Raw genomic sequence first — 19,110 nt, forward strand, 5'->3', positions numbered from 1 at the left:
AGGTTGTTACGACCTTAGTCTCGGTTTTATTTTACACGCATCTTTGCAAAGCTCCCTTTTGCTCCAATAAAATAACAGTGTTTCCCTGCACAGCGAACCACATGAAAGGCTTCTGTGTCAATGGTTTTCCAAGTCTTACCATAATCTGGAGAAATGGAAGTGCCAGAAGTACCAGTTACTATTAATTTCTCACCACTTAAAGCGGCCGACTCTTTTAAACCTTGCGGATTGATTTCTCGAGTTTTCCAAGTTTTTCCACCATCTATGGTTCTAGCAAAATTGACTTGCTTCGTTTTGTCATCTTTATAGTCGCCTCCTAAAAGAACACCATCGTTTTTAGACCAAAAGTGTAAACCAAATATGCCACTAGTAGCTCCTGAAGGAAATTTACTCTCTAAAATCTCCCAAGATTTACCTTGGTCTGCTGTGTGAAGTATCCTACTCTGAAAGGCATACCAAGCTTCGTTTTGATAAGTTACCAAACAGCTATTACTAGCCGCAAAAGATGCTTCACCTTCCTTTGTCTTTGGAAACAAATTGCTTGACATTCGCTGCCAAGTGTTACCGCCGTCTTTGGTTTCTAAAATATAAACCTGATGGTCAATAGGGTCGCCTATTACTAGGCCATGCATTTTGTCAAAGAAAGCAATGCCGTCTAAGAAAACGCCTTTCTCTTTTGTTTCAAAAACGAGTTGCCATGTTATTCCGCCATCCACTGTTTTAAATATTTTGGCTTGCCCTTCTTCGGCTAAACCCGCACTTACTATGATAGCAGTTTTCTTGTCAATGGCTTTAATGCCTCTAAAATCCAAAGCTATCTCTGGGTTGACAGTATACTGTTGCCAGGTTTTTCCTCCATCTAGTGTTTTTATTACTGTATTATTTGAGCCGCCAGCCCAAACTACTTTTTTACTAAATACATCCATAGAACGGAACGACGCAGAGGTGCCAATATCAAGCTTTTCCCATTGAGAAAAAGTAACATGACCGGCTAGAAGGCAGAGAAGTAGAAACTTGAATTTCATTTTTTGTAAAGAATTGACATGCTTTTAGAGCAGTATCGTTATAAATGCACAATTAAAACTTTTAAAGTAATAGATTTTTAAGGCTTTCACTAATTTTGCGAGATGCGTTGGATACATACGTGCTTCTTACTTCTAATTGGTCTTTCTGGTATTTGCCAAGAGAAAGCCGATATAAGCATATCTACGTCTTCAAAGGTCATGGAAGTGGGTGATGTTTTTAGTATAAAAATCAACATCAAAGGTTCTCAAAACTCCAACGTAAAAGCCTTTCCTCAAATAGAAGGTTTTCAAAAAGAAGGAAGGTCTGTTTCTCATGCAAATGTCAAAATAGATGACAAAACTATTTTGCAGCACATTGTCACTCAAAACTATAGAGCCATAAAGTGGGGTACTTTTGACCTACCTGAATATGAGTTTTTGGTCAATGGGAAAGCACTATTGCTAGATGCCGAAGAGCTTACAGTTAGTAACTCTGAAAATCCTTTAGATACCGAATTGGTAGATACGCTGATAACTAATGAAGACGCTCTTTTGTTTTTGTTTGTAGATAAATCAAACATTGTAGTAGGAGAGGGCTTTAGGGTAAATCTGGCTTTTTATGTTTCTGATGACAATACAGCCTCTTGGGAGTTTCCAAAGAATTTGACACAGCAAATCAATCAAATTAGCAATCAACTGAAACCAGATAATTGTTTGGAAAGCAGAAGAGAGATAATTGATATTAAACCTGAACCAGCGGTGGTAAAGGGTAAAAACTATATCAAGTATAAGTTTTTTGAAAGTGTCTACTATCCATTATCACAAAAAAGCATTGAATTATCTTCTGCCAGATTAAATATGGATAAAGTTTCTATAGGAGCAGATAGCAGCAGGGTGGTGGAGGTTCGGTCGTTTTTTAGTAGAGGTTATACGGTGAATGTATCTGCATTACCCGAGCATCCTTTAAAGGACAGAGTAGCGGTAGGAAAGTTTAAGCTGAAAGAATTGAGTAAAGTAGGTGCTGTTAAAACAGGGAAAATATTAAGCTACAGCATCAATATCAAAGGAGAAGGGAATGTCAAAACCATGCTTTTTGATAAACCCGAAAACGATAAGAATTTTGATTTCTATCCACCACAAACAGAATATACCCAAACAGAAGGCTATATATCAGGTGAAAAAACATTCACCTTTAAAGTTTTTCCTAAAGACTCGGGCTATTTTGACATGGGTAACTATTTCTATTGGGTTTATTACGATACTCAAAAACAGGAATATGATACCTTAAAGGCTAAACAGAGCCTTATAGTGACAGGAGAGAGGATAGAAACATCGGCAGTAAACTCAAAAGGAGTGTACGATAATTTAGAGCAAAGAAGCATTTCTGAGCGTAGTATTAATTATAGAAGCATTGTAAAAGTTTCTATCAATGTGCTACTTTTTTTGATGTTGGTAGGAATGCTCTTTATTTTTGATTTTAGAAGACAGCGACGCGAATAACAAACCACAAAAAATGGGAAGCACTTACGGTAAAATTTTCAATATTTCTACATTCGGAGAGTCACATGGTAAGGCCATAGGCGTAGTGATAGATGGCTGCCCAGCAGGTGTAGAATTTAATGAGGAGTTTATACAAGCCGAATTAGATAAAAGAAAGCCTGGCCAGTCCAGAATTACGACACAAAGAAAAGAAGCAGACAGTGTGGATGTGCTGTCAGGAGTTTTTGAGGGTAAAACCACAGGAACACCAATAGCTTTGGTAATAAACAATCAAGACCAGCGTAGCAAAGACTACGGCCACATAGCCGATAAGTTTAGACCTTCTCATGCAGACTATACCTATGCTGCTAAATATGGCAACAGAGATTATAGAGGTGGCGGAAGAAGCTCAGCTCGTGAAACCGCTGCTAGAGTAGCTGCAGGAGCCATAGCCAAAACTATTTTGAGTGACATGGGCATAGAAATAGCCGCATACGTAAAACAGGTGGGTAGGTTAAAACTGGATAAGCCTTATTCGGAGTTAGATTTAAGCACGCGTTACGATAACGCCGTAAGATGTCCTGATGCCGCTATGGCTCAAGAGATGTTTGATTATATAGATGATACCCGTAAAAAAGGTGATTCTATTGGTGGTGTAATTACCTGCGTAGCTTCAGGAGTGCCTGTAGGTTGGGGTGAGCCTGTTTTTGATAAACTTCATGCCGAATTAGGCAAAGCCATGTTAAGTATCAATGCCGTTAAAGGTTTTGAGTACGGCAGTGGTTTTGACGGTGTTGAACTGTATGGCTCAGAGCACAACGACGAATTTTATACCAATGAAGCTGGTGAGGTTAAAACCAAAACCAATCATGCTGGAGGTATTTTGGGCGGTATTAGCAGTGGCGAAGATATTTACTTCAACGTAGCCTTTAAACCTACAGCTACTATCATGAAAGACCAAGATAGTGTAAATGCCGCTGGTGAAGCTGTAACGGTATCGGGCAAGGGAAGACATGACCCATGCGTACTGCCAAGGGCTGTACCTATAGTAGAAGCCATGGCTGCCTTAGTGCTTGTTGATTTTTACTTAAGAGCTAAGGCTGATAAGTAAGAATTATAAATTATCTAAAAAATCGAGTAAGGCTTCGGGCGTAGTTTCCACCAAGTTTAACTCGATTTTTTGGTTTTCGGCTACTACTAAATCCTCTTTCCATTCGGCATACACTAGGTCATTACTTGATACAGCATAAGCTACATAGGTGTAATTTTGGCCTATTGGTACCTCTAGAGACACTCCATTTCTTACTGCTATAATTGAATTTATATCAGGAAAATACAAGTATAAAAGGATAGCATTCAATGGTGCGTCTTTAGCCTCAAAGCTAATGGTAGTTAGAGGGCCTTCATCGTTAAGAAAACGGTCGCAGTTAATCCATCCTAAATCACCAGTAAAGAATTCATAGTTATTGTCATTTACGGTTAGTGACAATCTCTCTGTATTAAAGCAATTGCTATCAATACCGATATCTGGTCGCTCTTTGTCATAATTACATTCATAGGTTATCCATTGAGGTTCTTCTTCCCAGTTTAAGTTTCCCTCCACATCTTCTTCGCCGGTAAATAGCCTCATCTTATTGTCAGGGCTTTTTGTTGGAATTTTTATTCTAAGGTAATGGTCATCCTTAAGAATTACTTCATCACCATCTTTTGTGATTCGTATGAATATTTCACCACCAGTTTTCAGAAGCTTTCCATTAGAAACGGTGGGTTTTCCATTTAATATAATATCGCCAGGACTAAAAAGCTCAATCAGTTCTATATTTACGGGGAAACTAACAGGGGAATTATCTTTCTTTTTGACAAACTTTTCTACCTCTACATAAACCTGAGTGCCATTTACACTGACAAATGGCATGCTGTTATCTATATTGACAGGGATTTTTGCGGGTTGAGCTAAAAAGAGATTAGATGCCTCCGTATTATTTTTAAAATCAATTTCTTCTGGCTCTGGTTCAGGCTCACCTTCAGTTTCCGAGCCTATTTCTGGAATTTCAACTTCAACATCGGTTTCTTTCTCTAAAGGTTTTAGTCGGTCATCAGAGCAGCCCAAAGTAATTATGAAAAAAAGGAAGAATGTGATTTTGTATTTCATCGGATTAAAATGAGTTTGTTAAATGAATTTAGGGCATTTAAGCTGTTTGTTTTTACGTCTTCTATTAGGCGTAAGCCTAATGCCCAATTCGGAGAAGGCTTCATTCCAAATAGGGTTGTATTTCAATTCAGTAAAAATAATAAACTTGTTAAAAGGAATTTGAATTCCAGCACCTAGCTCGGGTAAGGCATTCATTTCCTTTGCCTTAGGATTTAGGGTAGGGGTGTAATTTAACCAATAGTTTACCTCACCACCTGCCAAGGCATAAATCCCGAGGGAGCTGTTTTCATAAATGGAGTAATGCAACATTAGCCCAGCATACGCCTCATGAATGGTGTTAAAGGCCGGCTGATACCTTAGTTGGGGAACAAGAGATAGCTTTTCAGTTAGTGCTACGTAATAGCGTAAACCAATACCAGCATTCTTAACGCCATAATTGTAATTCACAGTAAGTCCAAGGTTTTTTATAACTTGAGAATTTGCTTTGCCATGACAGCAAAGCAATGTTAAAAGTAGTGTTAATACTTTTAGTAGTTTTTTCATGTATGCTTTTTATTAATACAGGTAAACCCCGTACTCTTTCTTGTTATCTAAAATAACCTTTACGTGGTCATTTAGTGTGGTAGCCAAATTATAACCGACATAGTCAGCTCTAACAGGAAAATTTAAATAGTCTCGATCTACCAGTACTGCTACCTGAAGTCTTTTTAAAGGAATAGACATAAAAGGTCTAAAAGTGTAAGCTAAAGTCCTTCCAGTATTTAAGACATCATCTACTAAAATGACAGTTTTCTTTTTGAATGTATCTATTTCACATTCAATTTGAATATCTGGTTGGCTTTCAGCCTGCTTGTCTAATATGATTTTAGCAAGAAAAATCTCTTTATCAGATATCTCTTTTAAGTCATTGACAATAGCTTCGGCCAAATGGTATCCTTGCCCATTAACACCTGCTATGACCAGTTTTTTTTCTTTAAAATTGTCTTCAAATATTTGAAAGGCCATCCTCCTGATCTTCTGTTTGGTCTGTTCAGGGTTTAGTAGCAATTGGACTTCTTTTATATCTAACATATTCTTTACGTATATCGGTGTTTCTGGCACAGTTTATGCAAATTTAATCAATATATAAATTGTCAGGAGTATTAAACTTCACATAAAACACATGAAATACATTTACGGTCTACTGCTTTGTCTATTTTTGACGAATTCAGTTGCGTTTAACAATCACAACGATAGAGAGCAAGCCTCTTTAAATGAAATTGCGGGTTTGATAGAAAGTTCGTTTAGCCGTGGAAATGCAGATTTACTTGGAGACTTATTAGCGGATGAGCTAGAATTAGTTATAGACTCTGAAAAAATAGAATTTGCAAAAATCTCTAAAGATAGGGCAGGTTATATTTTATCATCTTTCTTTAAAACTAATCCGCCGGTAGAGTTTAGCTACGTATACCAAGGAACTACATCAAAAACCTTACGTTATTCGGTGGCAAACTATAAGAGTAAAAACAAGCAGTTCAAAATCTATATGCTCATTAAAGAGGATGCAGGGCATCATTATGGTATAAAAACCTTGCAAATGAGAGAAGACTAAAGGTTGGTAAAATCGCCACCTTCTGTATTTTCAACCCTAATCAAATTCTTAATATTCAATATTCTATATTCTTCTCCCAGTACCGCTGTTCCCACTAAGTCCAGTATGTGCTGTTCTGTTTCTTTGTCTAGTTCTACCCAATTGGGAGCGTAGGCATAGAAAGTGTCGCCCTCTGTTTTAAATTCCCATGCGTTGGTGCTTATCAAATGTGCGTCTAAATTCTCGTCGTATATCTTAAAGGGTTCAATGTAGTTTACCTTAGCTTTAGCATAAGCAAAATCCCATTTTTCCATTTCTGGAGCACTTGCTATTATCTTTTTTGAAAGTTGGAGCAGTTCAAATTCTCTGTTTGGAGAAATAACTAATTGGTATGGTTTTGAAAAGCCATCGTTTATTTCCCAAGTGAAGTGCCCAAAGGATAAGATTTTCTCGTCAAAGTAATTACTCAGCTCTTTCTTTTTGGCTTCACTACCTTTTTCCAATACTCTTCTTATCAGCTGGTCGTTTTTTACTAACCAAGCCCAAAAATTCTTTATTTCTTGCCTGTTGTCTGATTTCATAATTAAACTAAACTCACCAATGAAACCCCATGCCCACCTCGGTCAGCGTGTTCGTCCTTAAAGCCCTTTACTTGTTTGTATTCTTTGAGATGGTTTCTTACCAAATTTCGTAAAATACCATCGCCTTTTCCGTGTACTATTCTAAGCTCATTATATCCTAGCATAATGGCATCATCCATAAGATTATCAAGCTCTAACATGGCTTCTTCCATTCTTTTACCTCTAATATCAAGGTTAAAGCTGAAGTTGGCCATCTTTTCACTCATGTCTACCCCTGTTACTTTGGCTCTAGGTTTTTCCTTGGTAGCAGTTTTGAATGTTTTCTTACTTACTTTTTCCAGCCTATTCGCCTTGATATTGGTTTTCAGTTGACCTATGGCCACTTCGAAATCTTTACCTCTGATGGCTATCACCTCACCTATAGTTTCTTGACCTTTAACTTTTACAAAAGAGCCTATCTCTATTTTCCCTTGCTCATTTTGCCAAACATCTTTAGGTTCGGCAACGGCGGCTTCCTCCTCTAAAGTCTCTTCTTTAAGAACCTCTAGTTTTTTGCGAATAACCTTCGTTTGTTCTTTTTCGGCCTTACTCTCTTTTATATCTCTAATAGCCGTTTCTATGGCTTTATTACTGTTTTTTAACAGTCTTTTGGCTTCTGCTTTAGCGTCGTTTATTATTCTTTTTTGTTCACCATCTAAGAAGGCTTTCAGCCCTGTGTATTGCTCCATTTTTTGTTTCAAGAGCGTATTCTGTTCTAAGAACTCTTGATTTTTTTCGGCAAAGACTTTCTTCTCTATTTCTAGTTCTTTCAGCATCTTCTCAAAATCAACCTGCTGCGTTCCTAGTTTTTTCTTGGCTCTTTTAGTGATATAACTTGGCAGTCCTATTTTACTGGCTACTTCCAGTGCAAAAGAGCTCCCCGGCTTACCCATTTCTAAAATATACATGGGCTCCAGCTGTTCTCCATCAAATTTCATGGCTCCGTTTTGCAAACCACGATTTTTATCGGCAAAGATTTTTAAGTTGGTATAATGTGTATTGATAACCCCTTTGGCTTTTGATTTGACAAAGTCTTCTAGAAGAGATTCCGCAATAGCACCACCTAAATTAGGTTCAGTTCCTGTTCCAAATTCGTCAATCAAAAAGAGCGTATTCTTATTGGCGTTGCTCAAAAAGAAATTCATGTTGGTCAAATGAGAACTGTATGTACTCAAATCATTTTCAATACTTTGTTCATCACCGATGTCAATGAATAAATTTCTGAAAATTCCAATTTTTGAATCAGGAGAAACAGGTACTAAATAGCCACACTGAGCCATATACTGAATAAGACCAATAGTTTTCAGCATAACAGACTTACCTCCAGCATTAGGTCCAGAAACTATCAATATTCTATTCTCATCATTAAGCTCTACGGTCAGAGGAATGGTAGCTTTACCTAGTTTTTCGTGAGCCAAATAAAGTATAGGGTGCTTTGCAAAAGTCCACTCCATGAGTCTTTCATTGACCAGTAATGGTGCTGTGGCGTCTAAATCAACGGCTAGTTTGGCTTTAGCTCGAATAAAATCGGTCAAACCTAATAAGAAATACGCACGTCTAAGCTCAGCAATGTGCGGACGAATATCTGCCGTTAAATCTCTGAGGATTTTTATGATTTCTCTACGTTCCTTAATCTCTAAATCACGAATCTCATTATTAGCTTCCAGTACTTCCGAAGGCTCTACAAAAGCCATTTTACCAGTGGCTGACTCATCATGAACAAAGCCCTTCATTTTTCTTTTATGCTCCGATAATAAAGGAATTACCAGACGTCCATTCCTTACGGTCAATGACATATCCTCGCCAATCCAGCCAGAGTTTTTGGCCATTTTGTAGATTCGTTCTAGCGTTCGCCTTACGGAACTTTGCTCCGATAATATTTTCTTTCTTATCTGAAATAACTCTTTTGACGCGTTATCGCGGACAATTCCACGCTCGTCAATAATACCGTCAATATTGCCAATGATGTCAACCAAATCTAAATCTTCCGAAATAGCTTGTTTGACCATGTCTACCAATAAGGGAAACTGTGGTTCTTTTCCTTCAAAAAACTGTTGAATTTGAAGAATGGTATTTAATGAAAGTTTAATGTCAAAAAATAACTCTTCTGAAAGATAGGACCCCGGAGTTTGAGCACTCATGAGTGACTGAGTCACATCAATGTAATTCTGCTCAGGAAAAGCAGAATGCAGTTGCATGATTAGCTTAAATTCGGCGGTTTGACCAATTAGCTTTTTTACCAAAGAGTAATTGTCTGAAAATCGAATTTTCTCTATGAAGGTTCTTCCTAAGTCACTTACACAGCGTTCGGAAGTCAGTTCTTTAATGGTATCAAAACCGAGTTTTTGTTCTAAATTTTTCGGGTAAAGCATGTACACTAATTAGTTCTGCCGCAAAATTAGCTAAAAGGAGCGGGAATGCTTAGTGTAAGCCTATATGACTAAGCTTAAATAGCCAATGTTATTTTAGCCAAGCCTTTTATAGTGCATTTCAACCATTGATAATTTATTGGTTTAAACATCATTTACGAAGATGTATTTTTAAGCATGAAAGCTATAAAGTGGTTAAAATACGGTTCGCCAGAACATCTTAAATTGGAGGAGGTAGATAAACCTAGCCCCAAACCAAACGAGGTTTTAATTAAAGTGAAAGCAGCTTCTGTTAATAGAACCGACTGTGCCATTTTCTACGGGAAACCTTTTTTTATGCGATTTATGACGGGGCTTTTTAAGCCAAGAAACATAACCTTAGGAACTGAATTCTCTGGAATTATAGAGGAGGTAGGTGCAGACGTAAGAAGTTTTAAAAAAGGGGATGAAGTTTTTGGATTAAACACCAATGGATTAAGAGCCCATGCCGAGTATCTGGTTCTTTCAGAAAAGGAAGCTTTTGCTATAAAACCAAGTCAACTAACTTTTGAAGAAGCCGCAGCCTGTACCGAAGGAGCTCATTACGGGCTTAATTTTTTAAATAAAGTTGATTTGAAAGCTGGTGATAAAGTTCTGGTTAATGGTGCTACGGGCGGCATAGGTTCGGCTACTTTACAGTTTGCTAAGTATTTTGGGGCGGAGGTGACTGCCGTAGGTAATACTAAAAACTTGAAGCTACTTAAGTCTTTAGGAGCAGATGTGGTGATTAATTATGAAACAGAAGATTTTACCCAATTAGATACGCAGTTTGATTTCATTTTTGATGCCGTAGGCAAAAGCACATTTTTTAAGTGTAAGCCACTTTTAAAACCAAAGGGTATTTACATGTCCTCCGAATTAGGCCCTTGGTCACAGAATTTATTTTTGCCCATAATTGGAAAGTTTTCAAAAGGAAAGAAAGTGATATTTCCGCTGCCTTTAAATACTAAAGAGAATGTTTTTTTTGTGAAAAAATTGATGGAATCAGGCGACTTGAAACCAGTAATTGATAAGGTTTATCCTCTAGAGAAAGTAGGCGAAGCTTTTACTTATGTTTTCTCAGGAGAGAAGACAGGTAATGTGGCTATTAAAGTTTAAAACTGCCCAGTAGAAAGCATTACTAGCGTACAAGCTTCTAAAGTTTCTACACCTTGTTCTTCTAAACGCTTCATCAACGATGGATTCTCTGTTCCAGGGTTGAAGATTACGCGTTTAGGCTTTAAAGCTAAAAGAAAGTCTTCGTATTGAAGCTGATTTCGCTCCCCTAAATATATGGTCACGGTATGGATGTCCTCTATTCCATCGGTGCTGTTTTGTATTGTTTTTCCTGCTACTTCGCCCTTTTTTATACCTACTAAAGTTATGGGGTGCTTATGTTGGGCTAATTTATTGGCTACCAAATAGGAGTAACGGGTTGGATTGGTGCTAGCACCTAAAACGAGTGTATTTTTCTCTGTCATTTTCGAAATTATCAGTGCCCAAATGACAATTAATTCTAATAAATAGTTCTAATTTGGTAGCTCAAACATTCATTTAGAAAACCCAAATATTATGAAGCCAGATTGGAACGGTGTATACCCCGCAGTAACTACTAATTTTAATAAAGACCAAAGCTTAGATTTAGACCTTTTCAAAACCAATATTGAAAAACAAATAGAAGCTGGTGTTCATGGCATTATTATTTGCGGTTCGCTAGGTGAAAATGGTACATTGACCACTGCAGAAAAAATGACATTGGTAGAGGCTTCTAAGGAGGCTATTGCTGGTAAAATGCCATTGATAATGTGTATTGCAGAATGCATCACATCGGAGTCGGTAGCTTTTGCACAAGATTGTGAAAAGTCTGGTGTAGAAGGATTTATGTTATTGCCATCTATGCGATATAAAGCAGATGATAGAGAAACACTTCATTACCTTCATACTGTGGCAGATGCCACAGATTTGCCAGTGATGGCTTATAATAACCCAATAGCTTACGGAAATTTCATAAGCATTGATATGTTTAAAGATTTGGCTCAGAATGCACATTTTGAAGCCATGAAAGAGAGTACTGGTGATATTCGTTATTTGACGGAGGTTATTAATGAATTCGGCGATAGGTTTAAGATACTTTCTGGTGTAGATAATTTAGCCATGGAAAGCCTTATTATGGGTGCCGATGGTTGGGTAGCTGGTTTGGTAGATGCTTTCCCAAGAGAGACGGTAGTGATTTACGAATTAGTAAAACAAGGAAGAATAGAGGAAGCAAGAGAGATTTATAGATGGTTTTTCCCTCTGTTGGCATTAGATATTGGAAACAAGTTTGTTCAAAAAATAAAACTTGCCGAAGCAGCTGTAAATATGGGAACGGAATGGGTTCGAGAGCCTAGACTTCCTTTAGTAGGGGAGGAAAGAGCAGAAGTAATGGCGATTATTGAAAAATCATTGGCTAACAGACCTGTTTTACCTGAACTTTAAGAATGGCAACACACCCATTAGAATTAGAGGTTTCTGAAAGTTTCCTTGTAAAAAAGAGATTGGAAGGAAACCTCTTTTACTGCATTGATGCCCATACTTGTGGTAACCCAGTTCGTTTGGTAGCACATGGTGGGCCAGCATTAGAAGGAAATAACATGTCTGAAAAAAGACAAGATTTCCTTAAAAAATATGACTGGATAAGAAAAGGCTTGATGTATGAGCCACGTGGCCATGATATGATGTCGGGAAGTATTCTTTATCCGCCTCATAAGCCGGAAAATGATGTGGCGGTACTTTTTATAGAGACTTCGGGTTGTTTGCCGATGTGCGGTCATGGTACCATAGGTACTATTACCATGGGCTTAGAATACGGGCTTATCAAACCAAAAGTTAAGGGTAAAGTAAGAATGGAAGCCCCTGCTGGTTTGGTGGAGATTTCTTATTCAGAAGATGCGAATGGGAAAGTCAAAAGTGTGCGATTGACAAACGTATCTTCCTATTTGGCAAAGGAAAATATAGAAGTAGATTTTCCGCCTTTAGGCAAACTAAAACTAGATGTAGCCTATGGAGGCAACTATTATGGAATTGTAGACCGGCAAGAAAACTTTAAGGGCTTAGAGCATTATAAAGCAGAGCAATTAATCAGCTGGGCGAGGGAATTAAGAGCATTGCTTAGGCTGTCGCATGATTTCACACACCCAGAAGATAGCAGCATTAACGGACTAAGCCATATCATGTGGACGGGAGAAACGATTGACCCAAAATCAACAGCAAGAAACGCTGTTTTTTATGGTGATAAAGCGATTGATAGGTCTCCCTGTGGCACAGGAACGTCAGCAAGAATGGCTCAGTGGGCAGCAAAAGGAAAACTGAAAGAAGGCGAGATGTTTGTTCATGAAAGTATAATAGGCAGTAAATTCGAAGGGAGAATAGAAGGAAGAACGAAACTAGGAGATTACGATGCCATTACACCCTCCATAGAAGGGTGGGCAAAAGTGTACGGAGAAAACCTAATCTCGATAAACAAAGAAGATGACCCTTACGCAGAGGGCTTTCAAGTGATTTGAAAAAAGTAATTTATCCTTACATCATGATTTACTGTTTGAGCGAAGCTGGATCTTAATAAATTCCTATTTTGCCTTGTACTGTTTGATTAGGTAAAAAAAAAGATTTTAGTGACAATCGTTATATCAGAATTTACTGTTTGAACGAAGCTGAAATATTAAATAAGATTCAAGTTTTGCCTTGCACTGTTTGATTAGGTTAAAAAAAAGACAAAGTCAATTTTAGATTCGTGAGTTTAAATCCTGTCTGCTTACTTTTTTCCAGATGAAAAAAGGTAGGTTCCGCCTGAATAAGGCAGCGAAAGAAGAGGTTATTGTCAAAAAGGCGGGATTAAGAAAAAGAAATGAATATAAAATCAGCGTAAGAAAATAAAAAATGAAAGTTCACATAATAGGCTCTGGCATCATAGGCCTCTTCTCGGCTTACTACCTAGTTAAGGAAGGGCATGAGGTAGAAATTATTGAACAATATGATGGTGCAGACGGATGCTCATTTCAAAATGCAGGAATGATTACGCCAAGTCACTTCATCCCATTGGCTGCTCCAGGAATGGTGCAGAAAGCACTGAAATGGATGCTGGATGATGCTAGTCCGTTTTATGTTAAACCGCGATTAGATTTATCAATGCTTAACTGGTCTTGGAAATTTATGCAAGCTGCCAATCAAAGAAAGGTAGATGAAGCTATGCCTGTTTTAAGAGATTTTTTGGTAGCCAGCCGAGCCATGTATCTTAATTTGGAGGCATCCCAAGAGCTAGATTTTGACTTTGAAAAGAAAGGACTTTTGTTGCTTTGTAAAACCGAGCATCTTTTAGAAGACGAAATTCAGGTGGCCGCTAAAGCACATGATTTGGGAATGAAAGCCGAGGTATTGGATAGGGCAGGCGTCCATAAATTAGAGCCAGAAGCCTTGCCAGATGTGTTAGGAGGAGTTTTTTACCCAGATGATTCCCATTGTAATCCTCAAAAATTGGTCAAAAATCTTAAGACGTTCTTATTTACTAAGGGAGTTCAGTTTTCTTATAATACCAAAGTGATTGACGCTAGTTTTAACGGGAACAAAATTGACAAACTTAAATTAGAAGACGCAAAAGGAGAACAGTCGGAAATAAAAGTAGAAAAAGTAGTAGTGGCCGCAGGAAGCTGGTCAGAAGGTTTGGCAGAGCTATTCAAACTTAAAATGCCAATGCAGGCTGGAAAAGGCTATAGTTTTCTGCAAGAGCAAGAAGCCAATAAGAATATAAAACATCCGTCTATTCTTTGTGAAGCTAAAGTGGCGGTAACGCCTTTTATGGATAATAAAGTACGTTTTGCAGGAACAATGGAGTTGGCAGGAATTAACCCCATCATCAAAAAGAAACGTGTGAAAGCCATAGCCGAAGCGGGTGAAAGTTTTTATGGTCAAGTAAAAGTAGGAATGCCAAAAGATGCTGACATTTGGTACGGATTAAGACCATGCTCACCAGATGGTTTACCGTATATAGGGAAGGCAAAGCACCTTGATAATTTGGTGGTAGCCTCTGGACATGCTATGTTAGGCATTAGTTTAGCCCCTATATCGGGTCAAATGGTGAGTGAACTAATTCTTGAAAAAAACGTATCTCAAAACATAGGATTGTTTGATATTCATAGATTTGAAAAATGAATTCCTAAATTAGAAGCTTGATAACAAAGACTTATACTAAGTGAAATTAAAACACTACCTGGTCGATTTCTGGGATAAGCTTATTCTCATAAGAGAAAAAGTGGTTAAAAGGATGGACTGGGCTATTTTTGGTGCCCTGCTTTTGGGCTTTGCATTGGTAATTTATCAAATAGCGTTTCCAAAAGAGTTAGCCGTAGAAAACTGGGTAGATACCATTTTGATAGATATCCCAATTGCGGTGATGTTTTTATATTTTATCAAATGGGTTCTTCAAAACTTTATTAGAAAAAGAATTAAGCTTCTTGATAGAACACATCTGCCAGACTTGATTTTTGCAGGTATTTTGTACCTGTTTCTTTATCTGAAAGGAAATTTTGAGCTGATAAATCAAAACTGGTTTCTCTATATCTTATTGAGTATCTTTTTTGTGGTGAGACTTATGCGAGAAGGTGCCATTTTCGGAGGAAAAGGCATGACACCTTCTGTGCTTTTTGTAGTGAGTTTTGTGATGTTAATTTTGGTCGGAACCGCCATTCTTTTAATTCCAGACGTTTCTTCTCAAAAAATATCTTTTATTGACGCTCTATTTACCGCTACCAGTGCGGTGTGCGTAACAGGGCTTACGGTGGTAGATACTTCCACTACGTTTACGGCCATTGGGCAAGATATGCTCTTGATTTTGATTCAAATTGGAGGTTTGGGCTTAATGACCTTTACCAACTTTTTTGCTATCCTTTTTAAAGGAGGGATGTCTTTTAGGAATCACCTTATTTTAAGTGATATTATTCAGGCAGATAAACCAAATTCATTATTCTCAACGCTCCTTAAAATTGTTAGTTACACGTTTGTGATTGAGCTTATAGGTGTATTTTTTATACACCTTACCACTAATGAAACTTTCTTTACGAGTTCTTATGATTCTTGGATGTTCTCTGTTTTTCATTCCATTTCGGCCTTCTGTAATGCAGGGTTTAGTACCCTTCCTGATGGTTTATTTAATGGTGGTTTTCGTTTTAATTATCCCTTTCAGCTCGTTATTTGTGCTTTAGTTATTTTGGGTGGTATTGGCTTCCCGGTGGTGATAGACCTTTATGATACTTTCAAGAAGCTTTTAAGGAGTTTGATAGGTTGGTTGTTTTTTAAGAAGCGGTTCATTTTTATGGCCAGAAACCTGAATGTGCACTCTAGGCTCGTGCTTACCTCTACAGGGATTTTACTAGCAATTGGAACGGTTTTGTACTTTATCACGGAGTATAATAATTCATTGCAACCGCACCCTACTATGTTTGGGAAATTGGTGCAGTCGTTTTTCGGTTCTGTTACACCAAGAACAGCTGGTTTTAATACCGTAGATATGGGAGGTTTGATGCAAGGCACTATCTTGATTTACCTTTTATTGATGTGGATTGGGGCTTCGCCAAGTAGTACTGGTGGAGGTATTAAAACTACCACGTTTACCATTGCCATTTCTAATATTGTGGCTTTAGCCAAAGGGAAAGAGAGGGTAGACCTTTTCAAAAGAGAGATTTCTGGTTCATCTATTCACAGAGCTTTTGCTGTGATATTTCTTTCGCTTTTAATTATCGGTATGGCAGTTTTTCTGATAAGTACATTTGAACCACAGCAAGAACTTACCAAGATTGCTTTTGAGTGTTTCTCGGCATATAGTACGGTGGGTTTATCCATGAATTTGACACCTCAGTTGGGCACCGCCTCAAAACTTGTTTTGATTGTGACCATGTTTTTAGGGAGAGTTGGTATGTTTACTTTGTTGTTTGGAGTCTTTAAGAAAATTCACAGCAGTTCTCATCAATATCCTAAGGAAAACGTTTTGATTATTTGATGATGGGTATTTGAATACTGGATGTCGGAGGTTTGATGAAAGCTTAAAGTATAGGACATCAAACTTGCGACAAATAGGGAGAAGGATTCAACAATTGAAAATTTAAGAAAAGAATGAAATACATTATTATAGGTTTAGGGAATTTTGGGTCAACGCTTAGCACTCGATTGACGGCCATAGGTCATGAGGTTTTTGGGGTAGATAATAGCTTGGAGATTGTAGAGCAATTAAAGAATAAAATTACCCATACCATCTGTTTGGATTCTTCAAAACCGGGTGCATTAAACTCGCTTCCTATTCAAGAGGCAGACCAAATTATAGTGGCTATTGGGGAAGATGTGGGAGCATCAATTTTGACCACGGCTCTTCTGAAACAGCATAATGCCAAGTCTATTATTAGCAGGGCTATAAATCCATTGCACCAAACGGTTTTAGAGTCTATTGGTATTGAAACTATCTTTAATCCAGAGAAAATTGCGGCTGAACAGTTTGCGAAGCAACTAGAACTTAGTGGAGTTTTAGAATCTTTCGATTTGTCTGACCATTGCAGTATTTTGGAAATTGAAGTACCGAAAAGGTACCTGGGTAGAACAGCCGATAATATTGACTTTTTTAGCACCTACGGTTTGAAACTGATAGCTGTAAAGCGTTTTGAGACCAAAAAGAACATTATTGGTATGATGAGTAAGTTTGCCACGGTTGATATGAATTTAGACCCAGACCATGAGTTTGACGAATCAGATATTTTGGTAATGATGGGTAATATTAAAGATTTCCAAAAAATGATTGGAAGCGATTTAGGTTAATATGCAATTAAGAAAAGTTCACCACATAGCCATCATAAGTTCAGATTATCAAAGGTCAAAAGTATTTTATACAGACATACTTGGCTTAGAAATTATCAAAGAAACTTACAGAGAAGCCCGCGACTCTTATAAACTAGATTTAGGGCTAAACGGCGAATACATAATTGAGCTATTTTCTTTCCCAAATCCTCCTGGAAGAGTTTCAAGGCCGGAAGCTGCTGGTTTAAGACATTTGGCTTTTGAAGTTGATGATATAGAAAAATCAATTGAAGAATTGGAATCAAAAGGAGTAGGCTGCGAGCCAATAAGAATTGACGAAATTACAGGAAAACGTTTCACTTTCTTTGCTGACCCTGATGGTTTACCATTAGAGTTTTATGAGGTTTAAAAGTCCCGTAGGGACGAAACATTGGTAAAAGAGTGAAAACTCATCACCATCACCTTATTCTTTTTCTTGTTTTGGCGGCTTTTTTGTCTTTTGAACAAAAAAGGTGACAAAATATTCTACGATTTACGCTAAGCTGCTGTCACAGCATTTAACACTTCTTAACATTGGAAATAAACTTATAAATTAGGGGTATTGTTGGACATTTAGAACCTAATAAACTAAAATATATGTATAAGATACTGTCAATCATTTTCTTGTTTGGCGTACAAAATGCACTGGCACAAGTTACGCCAAACCCAAAAGTCACTAAGAAGTCTACCCAAGATACTTTCATTAATAAAATTGAAATTACGGAAGACTATACTGTGGTCTCTATGCAGTATGTAAGCAAATCGCCGAAGGAAGCCTTAAAGGAATATTTGGATAACAATCCCAACGAAAAGGAGCAGCTAGGCAGGATGAATCCAATGATGCGTAACATGATTTTGCAGCAGATGATGGGGCAAATGGGAGGGAGTACCATTAGTATTCAGCCTACGTCATTTTTACGTTCCAAAGATGGAAAGGAGTTTGATTTTATAAAAGCCAGTAATATTCCAGTAGCACCAGAAAGACAAAATGTAGAACCCGATAAGAAATACTTTTTCAAAGTGTTTTTTGAGAAGTTAAGCCCAGGGATTAAGTCGGTAGACTTGGTAGAAGGACCTAACGACGAGCGTGACGGTTTTCAATATTGGAATTTTTATGGTGTGGAGGTTAATAATCCCGCCGAAGGAGAGGAAGAGCAAGTTATGGCTCTGTTGCCCTCTACCAAAGAGTTTATCATGAGCGGAAAGGTATATGATGCCGCCACAGAAAAGCCTATTTCGGCAAAAATTACTTGTACTATTGATGGTGACAATGTTCCTTTTGATTCGGTGATGACCTCTAGAACTGGTTACTATGAGTTTCTGGTAAAACCTGATGCCTATGTGTATAAGATAGAAGCAGAGGGTTACGCTGTAACTACAGAAAATATGAATCTTAGCAAGGTGACTAAGTCATTTGATAGAGACATATTTTTAGAGCCTTTGGTAGAAGAAACTCCAGAGGAAGAGGAGGTAGTTGAAGTGATAGAAGAGCCTGTGGAAGAGGAAGAATTAGAAGCGGTGGATGAAAATACCTTTAGATTAAACAACGTTTATTTCCCGCTTGGTAAAGCAGATATATTGGAAGAGTCTCATAAAGAGTTGGCCAAAGTGGTGAAGATGATGAACGAAAACCCGGACATGGAAATAAGGGTAGACGGTCATACGGATAATCAAGGAGACAGTCGTTTGAATTTGATTTTGTCCATTGATAGAGCAAAAAACGTAAGAGATTATTTGATTTCGGAAGGGATTGAAGCAGAGCGTATCACATTCAAAGGTTGGGGAGATACAAAACCCCTTGAAACCAATGATTCAACAGAGACTCGTCAAAAAAATAGACGTGTCGAAATTGTTATTATAAACGAATAATCTTTGTTTTTGTCGTTAAAAGTAGGCTTGGGTCATGACCCAAGCCTACTTTTATATGGGACTTGTAGAACACAACTTCATCTTAATGCAAAACCCCATCAAAGCGAACATTGGTAGATAAAGTAATGTTTTCAAAGAATCGACAAAGCCTCATCAGGGCGAAACAACGGTAGAT

The 19,110-nt window shown here is 37.7% G+C and carries 18 protein-coding genes; 11 read left to right on the forward strand and 7 right to left on the reverse strand.

Annotated features, from left to right (window positions below):
* Positions 1-26: 26 nt before the first annotated feature.
* Positions 27-1,025 (reverse strand): WD40/YVTN/BNR-like repeat-containing protein, encoded by a 999-nt coding sequence (locus AC0L6O_RS07090; protein ID WP_473307384.1) that lies wholly within the window; start codon positions 1,023-1,025, stop codon positions 27-29.
* A 102-nt stretch (positions 1,026-1,127) separates the two neighbouring features.
* Here AC0L6O_RS07090 and AC0L6O_RS07095 point away from each other — a divergent pair, with 102 nt between their 5' ends.
* Both AC0L6O_RS07095 and aroC read left to right on the forward strand, forming a co-directional pair.
* Positions 1,128-2,504 carry a hypothetical protein gene (locus AC0L6O_RS07095; RefSeq protein WP_473307386.1) on the forward strand — a complete coding sequence of 459 codons (1,377 nt, stop codon included), beginning with the start codon at positions 1,128-1,130 and terminating at the stop codon, positions 2,502-2,504.
* Positions 2,505-2,517: 13 nt separating this feature from the next.
* Positions 2,518-3,594 (forward strand): chorismate synthase, encoded by a 1,077-nt coding sequence (gene aroC / locus AC0L6O_RS07100; protein ID WP_473307388.1) that lies wholly within the window; start codon positions 2,518-2,520, stop codon positions 3,592-3,594.
* Between the two features lie 3 nt (positions 3,595-3,597).
* On the opposite strand, the gene AC0L6O_RS07105 is transcribed toward aroC, so the two are convergent.
* From AC0L6O_RS07105 to AC0L6O_RS07115, 3 genes are read right to left on the reverse strand one after another with little or no spacing between them, the layout of a single operon-like run.
* Positions 3,598-4,635, reverse strand: coding sequence for a hypothetical protein (locus tag AC0L6O_RS07105; protein WP_473307389.1), 1,038 nt, complete (start codon positions 4,633-4,635; stop codon positions 3,598-3,600).
* Between the two features lie 18 nt (positions 4,636-4,653).
* Positions 4,654-5,178, reverse strand: a complete 525-nt coding sequence (locus AC0L6O_RS07110) for a hypothetical protein (RefSeq protein WP_473307390.1) — start codon at positions 5,176-5,178, stop codon at positions 4,654-4,656.
* Positions 5,179-5,190: 12 nt separating this feature from the next.
* Positions 5,191-5,706, reverse strand: coding sequence for a phosphoribosyltransferase family protein (locus AC0L6O_RS07115; protein ID WP_473307392.1), 516 nt, complete (start codon positions 5,704-5,706; stop codon positions 5,191-5,193).
* 91 nt (positions 5,707-5,797) lie between these two features.
* Here AC0L6O_RS07115 and AC0L6O_RS07120 point away from each other — a divergent pair, with 91 nt between their 5' ends.
* The gene (locus AC0L6O_RS07120; protein WP_473307394.1) at positions 5,798-6,226 is read left to right on the forward strand and encodes a DUF4783 domain-containing protein; all 429 of its coding nucleotides are present in this window, start codon (positions 5,798-5,800) and stop codon (positions 6,224-6,226) included.
* On the opposite strand, the gene AC0L6O_RS07125 is transcribed toward AC0L6O_RS07120, so the two are convergent.
* A complete protein-coding gene (locus AC0L6O_RS07125; protein WP_473307395.1) occupies positions 6,223-6,786 on the reverse strand; it encodes a hypothetical protein in 564 nt (187 codons plus the stop codon). The two genes, AC0L6O_RS07120 and AC0L6O_RS07125, sit on opposite strands and share 4 nt — an antisense overlap.
* Positions 6,787-6,788: 2 nt before the next feature.
* Complete coding sequence (locus AC0L6O_RS07130) at positions 6,789-9,197, reverse strand: endonuclease MutS2 (protein ID WP_473307397.1); 2,409 nt, start codon at positions 9,195-9,197, stop codon at positions 6,789-6,791.
* A 174-nt stretch (positions 9,198-9,371) separates the two neighbouring features.
* Here AC0L6O_RS07130 and AC0L6O_RS07135 point away from each other — a divergent pair, with 174 nt between their 5' ends.
* Positions 9,372-10,331 carry an NAD(P)-dependent alcohol dehydrogenase gene (locus AC0L6O_RS07135; protein WP_473307399.1) on the forward strand — a complete coding sequence of 320 codons (960 nt, stop codon included), beginning with the start codon at positions 9,372-9,374 and terminating at the stop codon, positions 10,329-10,331.
* On the opposite strand, the gene AC0L6O_RS07140 is transcribed toward AC0L6O_RS07135, so the two are convergent.
* Positions 10,328-10,693, reverse strand: coding sequence for a CoA-binding protein (locus tag AC0L6O_RS07140; protein ID WP_473307400.1), 366 nt, complete (start codon positions 10,691-10,693; stop codon positions 10,328-10,330). The two genes, AC0L6O_RS07135 and AC0L6O_RS07140, sit on opposite strands and share 4 nt — an antisense overlap.
* Positions 10,694-10,784: 91 nt before the next feature.
* On the opposite strand from AC0L6O_RS07140, the gene AC0L6O_RS07145 reads away from it, so the two are divergent.
* The 7 genes from AC0L6O_RS07145 to AC0L6O_RS07175 all read left to right on the forward strand — a co-directional run bounded on the left by AC0L6O_RS07145 (position 10,785) and on the right by AC0L6O_RS07175 (position 18,935).
* Positions 10,785-11,690, forward strand: coding sequence for a dihydrodipicolinate synthase family protein (locus AC0L6O_RS07145; protein ID WP_473307402.1), 906 nt, complete (start codon positions 10,785-10,787; stop codon positions 11,688-11,690).
* Between the two features lie 2 nt (positions 11,691-11,692).
* Positions 11,693-12,757 (forward strand): 4-hydroxyproline epimerase, encoded by a 1,065-nt coding sequence (locus tag AC0L6O_RS07150; protein ID WP_473307403.1) that lies wholly within the window; start codon positions 11,693-11,695, stop codon positions 12,755-12,757.
* 373 nt (positions 12,758-13,130) lie between these two features.
* A complete protein-coding gene (locus tag AC0L6O_RS07155) occupies positions 13,131-14,399 on the forward strand; it encodes an NAD(P)/FAD-dependent oxidoreductase (protein WP_473307405.1) in 1,269 nt (422 codons plus the stop codon).
* A gap of 40 nt (positions 14,400-14,439) precedes the next feature.
* A complete protein-coding gene (locus tag AC0L6O_RS07160; protein WP_473307406.1) occupies positions 14,440-16,242 on the forward strand; it encodes a TrkH family potassium uptake protein in 1,803 nt (600 codons plus the stop codon).
* Positions 16,243-16,355: 113 nt separating this feature from the next.
* Positions 16,356-17,048: a potassium channel family protein gene (locus AC0L6O_RS07165; protein ID WP_473307407.1), complete on the forward strand. Its 693-nt coding sequence runs from the start codon at positions 16,356-16,358 to the stop codon at positions 17,046-17,048.
* Between the two features lies 1 nt (position 17,049).
* Positions 17,050-17,436 (forward strand): SMU1112c/YaeR family gloxylase I-like metalloprotein, encoded by a 387-nt coding sequence (gene gloA2 / locus AC0L6O_RS07170; protein ID WP_473307409.1) that lies wholly within the window; start codon positions 17,050-17,052, stop codon positions 17,434-17,436.
* A gap of 227 nt (positions 17,437-17,663) precedes the next feature.
* On the forward strand, positions 17,664-18,935 hold the full coding sequence (locus tag AC0L6O_RS07175) for an OmpA family protein (protein ID WP_473307411.1): 1,272 nt from the start codon (positions 17,664-17,666) through the stop codon (positions 18,933-18,935).
* The last annotated feature ends 175 nt before the right edge of the window (positions 18,936-19,110 follow it).

The organism is Arcticibacterium sp. GJ41-1, from assembly GCF_055808875.1.